Genomic DNA, 11659 nt, shown 5'->3' on the forward strand with positions numbered 1-11659 from the left:
AGGCCCCCACAGTTTCGGGACACGGCGTACTTCGAGGCCTTCCTGCGAGCCACTTGCCTTCACGCAGGTTCGGCCGTCGTGCCCCGCACGACGAGGCGTGGGGTGAGGACGACCTCGCGAGGTTCGGTGCGGTCCTGGTCGAGGCGCTCGACCGCGGCGGTCACCGCGTGCCGGGCCTGTTCCTGGGCGCTCTGGCTGACGGTGGTCAGGTTGAAGCAGCTCAGCCGGGAGAGCGTGTCGTCGTCGTAGCCGACGACGGAGACCCGGCCCGGGACGGCGACGCCGGCACGGGTCAGGGCGGTCAGCACTCCGATGGCGGACTGATCGTTGAACGCGACGACCGCGGTGGGCAGTTGAGGACCGTGGAGGAGGTGGCGGGCGGCGTGCTCGCCGGCCGCCTCGGTCTGGTCTCCGGTGAGAACCCGAATGTGCTCGCCCAGTCCGTGGCGGCGCATGGCAGTGCGGTAGCCGCGGCGCCGGTCGGTGGCGATGACGCCCTTGCCGCCGTCGACGTACGTGATCGCACGGTGTCCGAGGCCCACCAGATGGTCGACGATCTGGCCCACGCCGTCGTCGTCCGCGGTGCGTACGACGTCCAGGGTGGCGTCGGCGATGCGGCGGCCGACGGCGATGACGGGGGCCTTGTTGTCGAGGGTGGCGAGCATGTCGGCGGGCGAGGTCGGGCCGAGCAGGATCAGTGCCTCGCTGCGGAAGGCCAGCAGTGTCTCCACCGCGGTCTGTTCGTCGCGGGTGCGGGTGAGCGTGCTCAGGACGAGGTCGTAGCCCACCTCCTCGGCCGCGGTGTGCAGATGCTCGACCAGTTCGGCGTGGAACGGGCTGCGGATGTCGACCATGACACCGAGGAGCCGGCTGCGCCTGCTGGCCAGCGTGCTGGCGGTGCGGTCCACCTGGTAGCCGAGGTCGGCAGCCGCCTTGAGCACACGCTGCCGGGTCCGCTCGCTGGGGCCGGGCACGCCGCGCAGCACCAGGGACACCGACGCCGTGGACACGCCCACCTGCGCGGCCACGTCCTCCAGCCGAGGGCGCTTGTTCCCGCTGTTGCGGTGACGCATGAAACCACTGTCGTCCACTTGTTCCTCCGCGCGGCAAATCTCCTCGTGCAACGCCCTTGACACGATCGCGAAACAAGGCTGATAGTACCAGGACTTAAAGCGCTTTAAATTGTCCTGTTGTTCTAATGAACTCAGCCAGTGAGCGCGAGGCCCTACAACGGCCTCGCGCCTGGACATCGGCCTCCTCGCTCCGCCACCCGCTCCCGAGGCCTTGATCGCCGCCTTGATCGCCACTCCTCTCCAGCGGCCCACCCGAAATCCGCGGATCCCCCTCTCCACTCCAGCTCCATGCACAGTGAGGTGCACGCCCATGACCCGCACACCGCTTCCCCGCTCGCGCAGAATCGTCCCTGCAGTGGCCGTGGCCGCCGTGGCCGCCCTGACCCTCGCGGGCTGTTCCAGCGACTCGGGCGGGAAGAAGGCCGAGGAGAGCGCCGGCAACATCTCCGCCGGCAAGGCCTCCACACCGCGCATGACGATCGCGATGGTCACCCACGCGCCCTCCGGCGACACCTTCTGGGACATCATCCGCAAGGGCGCCCAGGCGGCCGCCGCCAAGGACAACGTCAAGCTCATCTACTCCAACGACGAGAACGCCGCCAACCAGGCCAACCTCGTGCAGAACGCGATCGACCAGAAGGTCGACGGCATCGCGGTCACCCTGGCCAAGCCGGACGCCATGAAGAGCGTGGTGGCCAAGGCGGTGAAGGCGGGCATCCCGGTGGTGGGCTTCAACTCCGGCATGGACCAGTGGAAGGCACAGAACCTGCTGTCGTTCTTCGGCCAGGACGAGGGAGTCGCCGGTGAGGCCTTCGGCGAGAAGCTGAACGAGACCGGCGCGAAGAAGGCCGTCTGTGTGGTCCAGGTCCAGGGGCACGTGGGCCTGGAGGCGCGCTGTGCCGGGGTGAAGAAGACCTTCAAGGGCAAGACGGAGAACCTGTACGTCAACGGCAACGACATGCCGTCCGTGAAGTCGACCATCACCGCCAAGCTCAAGCAGGACACCTCCATCGACCAGGTGGTCACCCTCGGCGCCCCCTTCGCGCTGACGGCCGTACAGTCAGCCTCCGACGCGGGCAGCGAGGCCAAGGTCGCCACCTTCGACCTCAACAAGGACCTCACCGGCGCCATCGAGAAGGGCGACATCGAGTTCGCCGTCGACCAGCAGCCCTACCTCCAGGGCTACCTCGCGATCGACACCATGTGGCTCTACAAGAACAACGGCAACTTCCCCGGCGGCGGTGAGCAGCCGGTGCTGACCGGCCCGGCCTTCGTCGACAAGTCCAACGTCGAGACCGTCGCCAAGTTCGCCGCGAAGGGCACCCGGTGATGAGCGTGACCCAACAGGCTGAGCCGGCGGTGGACACACCGCCGGCTCCCGGCCCGAAGGAGACCGACGGCCGGACCGCGCAACGTCCCCTGGCCGTCCGGCTGTTGGCCCGGCCCGAGGTGGGCGTCTTCCTCGGGGCCGTCGCGGTGTTCGTGTTCTTCCTCGTCGCGGCGCCGCCGGTGCGCGACGGCAGCTCGATGGCCAACATCCTCTACCAGTCGTCGACGATCGGGATCGTGGCCCTGCCGGTGGCCCTGCTGATGATCGGCGGAGAGTTCGACCTGTCGTCCGGCGTCGCGGTGATCACCTCGGCGCTCACCGCGGCCATGCTCAGCTACCAGCTGACCACGAACGTCTGGGTGGGCGTGATCGCCGCGCTCCTGGTGTCGCTGGGGATCGGCTTCTTCAACGGCTGGTTGCTGGTCAGGACCGGGCTCCCCAGCTTCCTGGTCACCCTCGGCACATTCCTGATCCTGCAAGGCGCCAACCTCGCGGTGACCAAGCTGGTCACCGGCAATGTCGCGACCGACGGCATCAGCGACATGGACGGCTTCGACCAGGCCAAGGCACTCTTCTCCTCGACCTTCGACGTCGGCGACGTCGAGGTGAAGATCACGGTGGTGTGGTGGCTGGCCTTCGCAGCCCTCGCCACGTGGGTGCTGCTGCGCACCAAGTACGGCAACTGGATCTTCGCGGTCGGCGGCAACAAGGACTCCGCCCGCGCGGTCGGTGTGCCGGTGACCTTCACCAAGATCTCCCTGTTCATGCTGGTGGGCTTCGGTGCCTGGTTCGTCGGCATGCACCAGCTGTTCTCCTTCAGCACCGTGCAGTCCGGCGAGGGCGTCGGCCAGGAGCTGATCTACATCGCCGCGGCCGTCATCGGCGGCTGTCTCCTGACCGGCGGTTCCGGCTCCGCGATCGGCCCGGTCTTCGGCGCCTTCATGTTCGGCATGGTGCAGCAGGGCATCGTCTACGCCGGCTGGAACCCCGACTGGTTCATGGCCTTCCTCGGCGTGATGCTGCTCGGCGCCACCCTCGTCAATCTGTGGGTCCGCAACGCGGCGACCCGGAGGTGACCCACCCCATGACAACGACCCACGACAACACCCTCACCAAGGACACGGAAGCCCCGGACGACGCCCCGGTCGTCGAACTGAAGGCCGCGGGCAAGTCGTACGGCAACATCCGCGCCCTGCACGGCGTCGACCTCGAAGTCCACCCCGGCAAGGTCACCTGCGTGCTGGGCGACAACGGCGCCGGCAAGTCCACCCTCATCAAAATCATCTCCGGCCTGCACCAACACAGCGAGGGCGAGTTCCTCGTCGACGGCCAGGCGGTGCGCTTCTCCACTCCCCGCGAGGCCCTGGACGCCGGTATCGCCACGGTCTACCAGGACCTGGCGACCGTCCCGCTGATGCCGGTGTGGCGCAACTTCTTCCTCGGCTCCGAGATGACCAAGGGCCCCTGGCCGATCCGCCGCCTCGACATCAACCGCATGAAGAAGACCGCGGACGAGGAACTGCGCGCCATGGGCATCGTCCTCGACGACCTCGAACAGCCCCTGGGCACCCTGTCGGGCGGCCAGCGCCAGTCGGTGGCCATCGCCCGCGCCGTCTACTTCGGCGCCCGCGTCCTCATCCTGGACGAGCCCACCGCCGCCCTCGGCGTCAAGCAGTCCGGCGTCGTGCTCAAGTACATCGCCGCCGCCCGCGACCGCGGCCTCGGCGTCATCTTCATCACCCACAACCCCCACCACGCCTACATGGTCGGCGACCACTTCAGCGTCCTGCGCCTGGGCACCATGGAACTCTCCGCCTCCCGCGACCAGGTCAGCCTCGAAGAACTCACCAACCACATGGCCGGCGGCGCCGAACTGGCCGCGCTCAAGCACGAGTTGGCACAGGTCCGCGGCGTCGACGTCGAGAAACTCCCCGAGGAGAAGGACCTCACCGCATCGGTCGCGGCCTCGTCCGAGGTCTCACCTTCCTGACAACGGCGTCGCCGCATGCGTACGGCGACAGCGACACTCCACCCCCGTCACCCTGATCCGAAGGCATGTCCCCATGAAGATCGCCCTCGACCCGTACATGATCCGTCACGTGCCTCTCCTCGAACTGCCTTCTGTGGTGGCCGAGTTGGGCTACGAGTGGATCGAATTGTCTCCCCGGGAGGACTTCATTCCCTTCTTCCGCCATCCGCGCGTGGATGACGCGACGGTCCGGAAGTTCCGTAAGGCGCTGGACGCGGCGGGCGTCGGCCTCTCCTCGTTGCTGCCGCTGTTCCGCTGGTCCGGCCCGGACGAGGACGCCAGGCAGGCCGCCGTACGGTACTGGAAGCGCTCGATCCAGATCGCCGTCGACCTCGGCGTGGACAGCATGATCTCGGAGTTCAACGGCCGCCCGGAGGACCCCGACCGCAGTGAGGCGCAGTTCTGGAAGTCGCTGGACGAGCTGCTGCCGGTGTTCGAGCGCGAGGGCGTCAAGCTGGCGCTGGAGCCGCACCCGGACGACTTCATCGAGAACGGCTACGACGCGATCAACCTGATCCGAGGCATCAACAACCCCAACGTCACGTTCCTCTACTGCGCCCCGCACACCTTCCACATCGGCAACGACGCTCCCGGCATCATCAAGTACGCGGGTGACCTGCTCACCCACGTCCACCTGGCCGACGCCCTCGACCACACGGCGTCCTCGGGCAACCGCTACATCCTCAACCCGCCCGGCACACCGGCCCGTATCCACCAGCACCTCGACATGGGACAGGGCGAGGTGGACTTCGACGAGCTCTTCCGTGAGCTGCGCGCGAACGGCTTCGACGGCACCCTCACCGCCTGCGTGTTCGCCTGGGAAGAACGCGCCAAGGAGTCCTCGCTGTTCATGCGCAAGAAGATCGACGAGTACCTGACCACCTCCAACTGAGAGACCGCACCGGCAGTTCGCCGCCTGATCACTACTTCCTTGAAGGGCATCGCCATGACCACGTCCGCCAAACCCCTCTCCGTCGCGGTGATCGGCGCCGGCATGGCCGGTCGCAGTCACGCTGCGGGATACCGCAACGTCAACACGGTCTTCGGGGCCGGGCTGCCGCCGGTCCGGCTGGCCGCGATCGCCGATGTCAACGTCGAACTCGGTGCGGACGCCGCCCGCCGCTACGGCTACGAGAAGGCGCTGCCGAGCTGGCAGGCCGTCGCCGAGGACCCGACGATCGACGCCGTCTCCATCGTCGTAGGGAATGATCTGCACCGTCCGATCGCGGAGGCGCTGATCGCCGCCGGAAAGCATGTGCTGTGCGAGAAGCCGCTGGCCGGGTCGCTCGAAGACGCCCGTGCCATGGCCGAGTTGGAGCGGGGTGCCGAGGTGGTGACGGCCGTTGGGTACTCCTTCCGGCGTTCGCCCGGCATCGCCGCGATCCGTGAGCATGTGCGTGCCGGTGAGCTGGGCGATCCGACGCTGTTCAGCGGCCGTTACTGGTGCGACTACGCGACCGACCCGAACGGGCCGCTGACCTGGCGGTTCAAGGGCGGCCCCGGTTCCGGTGCGCTCGGCGACGTCGGCTCGCACGTGATCGACGCCGCCGAGTACGTTGCCGGGCCCATCACCTCGGTCTCCGGTGCCTCGCTGTCGACGCAGATCACCAAGCGGCCGTTGCCGCTGGGCGCGGTCGTCGGGCACAACGCCGCTCCCGTCTCGGACGAGGTGGGCGAGGTCGAGAACGAGGACACCGCGTCCTTCACCGCCCGCTTCGAGTCCGGTCTGGTCGGCACCTTCTCGGTGACGCGCACCGGCTTCGGCCTGCCCAACGGGCTCGCCTTCGACGTTCTGGGCGTGGGCGGGCGCGCCGCGTTCGACCAGCTCCGGCCCGCCGAGTACCTCTTCGACGACGCGCAGCCCGAGGCCCGTACCCGGGGCGCACGGCAGATCATCGCCGGACCGCAAATGCCGTATTTCGCGGGCGGTGTCCCGATGGAGGCGCCGGGCGTGGGCGTCAGCAACGCCGACAACTTCACCTACCAGGCACGGGCCTTCCTCGACCAGGTCGCGGGGGTCGCCGAGCCGTTGCCGGCCTGCGCCACGTTCGCCGACGCGCTGCGGACCATGGAGATCATCCGGGCCGTCGTCAAGTCCTCGCGCAACGGCGGTGCCGCCGTCGACGTCCCGCCCGCCGCCTGACCTCCGCACATATCCACGGAGCACGCACATGGCCCTCAGGCTCGGTGCCTACACCGCCTGTCTGCACGACCGCACCCTCACCGAGGCGCTCGACATCCTCAAGGGGAACGGTCTGACCTCCGTCGAGGTCAACACCGGCGGCTTCATCCCTTCCCCGCACTGCCCGGTCGACCTGCTGCTGTCCTCGGCCACCGCCCGGGAGGAGTACCTGGCCACCTTCGCCGACCGCGGGATGGAGCTCACCGGCCTCAACTGCAACGGCAATCCGCTCAATCCGCTCCCCGGCGTCGGCCCCAAGCACGCCGACGACCTGCGCCGCACCATCCGTCTCGCGGGCCTGCTCGGCGTGCAGCACGTCGTGACCATGTCCGGTACGCCAGGTTCGGACCCGGATGCCAAGTACCCCTCCTGGGTCGTCAATCCCTGGGACGGCGTGTACATGGACGTACTGGACTACCAGTGGGGCGTGGCCGTCGAGTTCTGGAAGGAGATCGACACGCTGGCCCGCGAGAACGACGTCCGGGTCGCCATCGAGATGCACCCGCACAATCTCGTTTTCTCGCCCGTCACGCTGAAGCGGCTCGTCGATGAGACGGGCGCGACGAACATCGGCGCCGAGATGGACCCCTCCCACCTGATGTGGCAGGGCATGGACGTCATCGCCTGCGTCAAGTGGCTCGGCCCGCTGGTCTTCCACGCCGCCGCCAAGGACGCGACGCTCTGCCCGGGCGCCGACATCCGCGGCGTGCTCGACACGTCGTTCACCCGCGTGCCGGCCGACGCGCCCGGCAAGGTGCCCACCGGTTACGGCTTCTGGTGCAACGCCTGGCCGGAGAACCCGGCCTGGAAGTTCGTCGCGGTCGGTCTCGGCAACGACATCCCCTTCTGGACCGAGTTCCTGCGCGCCCTCGCCGAGATCGATCCCGACATGGCTGTCAACATCGAGCACGAGGACGCCGCCTACTCCCAGACCGAAGGGCTCGCCCTGGCCGCCAAGAACCTGCACAGCGCCGCGGCGGCCTTCTGAACGCCCGCTGATGCGACGTCATCGGTACTGCAACCGGGCCTGGCGCGGGACGGCGCCGAACCCGCCGGTGTGGAAGTCGCGGAACGCCTGCTCGATCTCGGCCCGGGTGTTCATGACCATGGGTCCGCCCATCGCGACGGGCTGTCGGATGGGTGGACCACTGAAGGTCAGGACCTTGCTGGGGGCGTCGCCGTCATCGGTCCGCAGGCCGATGACGGACAGGTCCGCGTCCGGCAGAGGATCGGACCAGGCCGTCTGCCCCGCGGTCACGGTGCGGCCGGCGATGCTCACGGCGCCGGCGAGCACGGTGAAGAACGCCCGGTCCTGGCCGGGCAGGACGTGATCGAGGCTCCGGCCGGGCTCCACGGTGATCACCGAGCCGGAGATCGGCCAATGGGTGAGCGCCGGGCCGGTCAGGCCGCCGGTGGCGCCGGAGATGAGGTCGATGTGGGCACCGTCGTGGTCGATGGCCGGCCGGCCGGTGGCAAGCAGGTCCTGGTAGCGGCTGTCGACCATCTTTGTGTCAGCCGGCAGGTTGACCCACAACTGCAGTATGTGCGCGCGTTCATTGCGGAAGGCGAGCTCGCGGTGGATGATCCCGCGACCGGCGGTCATCCACTGGATGTCTCCAGCGGTCAGTGTGCCGCTGTTCCCGATGCTGTCGCCATGCTCCAGCACCCCGTCCAGTACCAGCGTCACCGTCTCCAGGCCCCGGTGCGGGTGCCACTCGAAGCCGGGCTGCGAGAACAGGTCCTCGACCAGCACGAGGAAAGGGTCGGTCAGCGCCGGGGCCTGCGGAGAGAACATCAGGCTCTTGTCGTCGACCTGAGCGTCCGGACCGAGGTGAATCCTGTCCTCGATCCGGGCGACGGTTCGGCGCGAGATCTGCTGCTGTGCCTGCATCATGTGCCTCCGCACAACCGCGTGGTGTTGATGTGTAAGGGAAGCACCTTCTTGGTGACGTGTCAACATCTTGCCCAAGGTATGTTGGGAGTCGTGGGAGACGCGTCAACAACATCAGGGGACTTCCGTCCGGCTGTGGACCGCAGTTGTACGCGGCTGATAGGCCGACGCCGTGAGCGCGAGGCCCTCGGCGCCCTCGTTGACGCCGTTCGCGCGGGGGAGAGCCGGGCCCTCGTCGTCAGCGGTGAGCCGGGCGTCGGCAAGACGGCGCTGTTGGACTGGCTGGTCGACGAAACATCGGGTGCAGACGAGACATCGGGTGTACGCATCGTGCGCGCCACCGGTGTCCAGGCGGAGATCGATCTGCCGTTCGCCGCGCTGCACCAGCTGTTGGCGCCCATGCTGGACCGGCTGGACCGCCTCCCGGCTCCGCAGCGCGACGCCCTGCGCACGTTCTTCGGTATCAGCCCGGGGACGGCGCCGAATCGCTTCTTCGGAGGCCTGGCCGTCCTGGGCCTGCTTGCCGATGTAGCCGAGGAACAACCGCTGATCTGCGTCATCGACGACGAGCAGTGGCTCGATCGCGCCTCGGCGCAGGTGCTCGCGTTCGTCGCCCGTCGCCTGGAAAGGGAATCGGTCGGACTCGTCTTCGCCACCCGGCGGCCGAGCCGGGACCTCGCGGATCTGCCGCAACTCGTAGTCGAAGGCCTGGAGGACGAGGACGCCCGCACGCTGCTCGACTCGCTGGGTACCGGACCGCTGGACGAACGGATCCGCGACCAGATCATCAGCGAGACCCGCGGCAATCCGCTGGCCCTGCTGGAACTGTTGCGGGGAATGTCGCCGGCGGAGATCGCCGGCGGCCTGGGGATACAGCGCGGTGCCAGGCCCCTGTCGAAGAAGATCGAGGAGAGCTTCCGGCGCCGGATCGACGCGCTCCCGGCCGAGCCCCGGCGTCTGCTGCTCCTCGCGGCCGTCGACCCCGTCGGCGATCTGACGTTGCTGTACCGGGTGGCTGCGCTGCTCGGCATATCGTGCGAGACGGCAACCGCCGCGATGGAGACCGGCCTGATCGAGGTCCGCCCCCATGTACGGTTCCGGCACCCGCTGGTCCGCTCGGCGCTGATGAACTCCTCCTCACCGCAGGAAATCCGGGAGGCACACCGCGCACTGGCGGAGGCCACCGATCCGGAGCAGGATCCCGACCGCCGCGCCTGGCATCGCGCCCTGGCCGCGACGGGGCCCGACGAGGACGTCGCCGAGGAGCTCGAGCGCTCCGCCGACCGCGCGCTGGCCCGCGGTGGCCTCACCGCGACGGCGGCGTTCCTCGAACAGGCCGCGACCCTGACACCGGATCCCGCGCGCCGCGCGCAGCGCATGCTCACGGCGGCCTGCGCCAAGCTCGACGCCGACGCCCCCGACGACGCGTTGCGGCTGCTGGAGGCAGCCGAGGCGGGTCCGGCAGACGCCCTGCGGACGGCCGAGGCGGAGCACCTGCGCGGCCGGATCACGCTGGAGCGGCAACGCAATGCCGAGGCGGCCCGGATCCTCCTCGGCGCGGCCCAGCGCATGGAGCCGTTCGATCCCGCCCTGACGCGCGAGATCTACCTGGAGGCGCTCATGGCGGCCGTGCTGAGCGCCACTCTGAACGGCTCGAACAACTTCCTTACGGTCGCGGAGGCATCGCGCAACGCGCCCGCCGCTCCCGAACTGCGGCGCGCGGTCGACGTGTTGCTCGACGGCTGGGTGGCGTGGGCCACCAAAGGGTACGCGGCGGCGGGGCCGCTGCTGGCCGAGGCACTGCGCATGATGAGCGACCCGGACGACGATTCAGGGCGGCTCGTGGGCGGCAGGGCGGCGCCCGTCCTCGCCATGGAACTGTGGGACGCGGACGCGTCGTTCACGATCGCCACGCGCCAGGCCCGGGTCGCTCGCGGGACGGGTGCGATGGGGCAGTTGCGGATGGCGGTGAACGTCCTGGGTCTTGGGCGCGTTCTCGCCGGGGAGTTCGCGAGCGCGGGGGAGTTGATCGCGGAGTACTGCATTCTCACCGAGGCGACGGGTAACCCGTACTGTCCGTTCCCCGAGATGATGCTGGCGGCGTGGCGCGGGCAGGAAGCAAGGGTGCGGGAGCTGGCCGAGGCGAGCCGTCGGGCGACGCCCGGGCAGGGGACCGACGCGGTCATGCCGTACGCGGGCTGTATGAGCGCGGTGCTCCACAACGGCCTCGGCCGGCACGGTGAGGCGCTCGTCGCCGCCCGGGAGGTGTTCGAGCACGACCCGTGCGGACTGGGACCGTTCGTCGTGCCCGAGCTGGCGGAGGCGGCGGCCCGCACCGGTGACCGAGAGGCCGTCGACGACGCGCTCGAGTGGCTGTCCGAGCGCACACGTACCGTGCCGACGGACTGGTCGCTCGGGATCGAGGCCCGACTGCGCGCCTTCCTCGCGCATGGGAGCGACGCCGAGGGCCTCTACCAGAAGTCGATCGAACACCTCGGCCGTACCCGCGTCCGGGTGGAACTCGCCCGAGCGCACCTGCTGTACGGCGAATGGCTGCGCCGAGAGAAGCGGCGGGCCGATGCGCGGGAGCAACTGTCCACCGCCCACGACATGCTGGCGGCGATGGGCGCCGACGCCTATGCCGACCGTGCACGGCGCGAGTTGCTCGCCACCGGGGCCACCGCTCGCAAGCGCACCGAGGACACCAGGAAAGAACTCACGCCGCAGGAGACCCAGATCGCCCGGCTCGCCCGTGCGGGCCTGTCGAACGCGGAGATCGGTGCGCGGTTGTTCATCAGCGCGCGTACCGTGCAGTACCACCTGCGCAAGGTCTTCATGAAGCTCGGCATCAGCGCACGCGGTCAGCTCGACGCCGTACTGCCGGACGACGGGAACTAGAGCCGCGGCAGGCAACGTTCGCCCGGCGCCTGCTGGTCGGAGGTGCCCCGCAGTTGCGGCGGCGGTCCCTTGATCATGACTGGCCATCCGTACTGTGCGTCGGCTGATACGAGTGCTGCGCGGCGCGGCGACACTTTTCGAGAGGACGGCCCCCACCCGTCCGCGAGGAGAGCGATGCGCGCAGTGATCGTGAACAACTACGGACCTGTGTCTTATACACATCTGCAGCTGCCGACGAGAAGGTTAGTGAGTATGA

9 protein-coding genes are annotated in these 11659 nt (G+C 68.9%); 7 read left to right on the plus strand and 2 right to left on the minus strand.

The window, feature by feature from the left end; all coding sequences use genetic code 11:
- Positions 1-59: 59 nt before the first annotated feature.
- Entirely contained in the window at positions 60-1073 is a 1014-nt protein-coding gene (locus tag G5C60_RS16900; protein WP_165259997.1) for a LacI family DNA-binding transcriptional regulator, read from the minus strand.
- A 310-nt stretch (positions 1074-1383) separates the two neighbouring features.
- Between G5C60_RS16900 and G5C60_RS16905 the strand changes: the two genes are divergently transcribed.
- From G5C60_RS16905 to G5C60_RS16930, 6 genes are all read left to right on the plus strand, one after another.
- Positions 1384-2403 carry a sugar ABC transporter substrate-binding protein gene (locus G5C60_RS16905; RefSeq protein WP_165259999.1) on the plus strand — a complete coding sequence of 340 codons (1020 nt, stop codon included), beginning with the start codon at positions 1384-1386 and terminating at the stop codon, positions 2401-2403.
- Complete coding sequence (locus G5C60_RS16910) at positions 2403-3479, plus strand: ABC transporter permease (RefSeq protein WP_165260001.1); 1077 nt, start codon at positions 2403-2405, stop codon at positions 3477-3479. Before G5C60_RS16905 ends, G5C60_RS16910 begins: the two co-directional genes overlap by 1 nt.
- Before the next feature lie 8 nt (positions 3480-3487).
- A complete protein-coding gene (locus tag G5C60_RS16915) occupies positions 3488-4393 on the plus strand; it encodes an ATP-binding cassette domain-containing protein (protein ID WP_165260003.1) in 906 nt (301 codons plus the stop codon).
- A 73-nt stretch (positions 4394-4466) separates the two neighbouring features.
- On the plus strand, positions 4467-5324 hold the full coding sequence (locus tag G5C60_RS16920; RefSeq protein ID WP_165260005.1) for a sugar phosphate isomerase/epimerase family protein: 858 nt from the start codon (positions 4467-4469) through the stop codon (positions 5322-5324).
- A 54-nt stretch (positions 5325-5378) separates the two neighbouring features.
- Positions 5379-6575, plus strand: a complete 1197-nt coding sequence (locus tag G5C60_RS16925) for a Gfo/Idh/MocA family protein (RefSeq protein ID WP_165260007.1) — start codon at positions 5379-5381, stop codon at positions 6573-6575.
- 28 nt (positions 6576-6603) lie between these two features.
- The gene (locus tag G5C60_RS16930) at positions 6604-7602 is read left to right on the plus strand and encodes a sugar phosphate isomerase/epimerase family protein (RefSeq protein ID WP_165260009.1); all 999 of its coding nucleotides are present in this window, start codon (positions 6604-6606) and stop codon (positions 7600-7602) included.
- Between the two features lie 18 nt (positions 7603-7620).
- Here G5C60_RS16930 and G5C60_RS16935 read toward each other — a convergent pair whose 3' ends face one another.
- The gene (locus G5C60_RS16935) at positions 7621-8508 is read right to left on the minus strand and encodes a pirin family protein (protein ID WP_241266856.1); all 888 of its coding nucleotides are present in this window, start codon (positions 8506-8508) and stop codon (positions 7621-7623) included.
- Between the two features lie 132 nt (positions 8509-8640).
- On the opposite strand from G5C60_RS16935, the gene G5C60_RS16940 reads away from it, so the two are divergent.
- A complete protein-coding gene (locus G5C60_RS16940) occupies positions 8641-11403 on the plus strand; it encodes an ATP-binding protein (protein WP_338145842.1) in 2763 nt (920 codons plus the stop codon).
- Positions 11404-11659 lie beyond the last annotated feature (256 nt).

The organism is Streptomyces scabichelini (assembly GCF_011045015.1).
GTDB classification, from domain to species: domain Bacteria; phylum Actinomycetota; class Actinomycetes; order Streptomycetales; family Streptomycetaceae; genus Streptomyces; species Streptomyces scabichelini.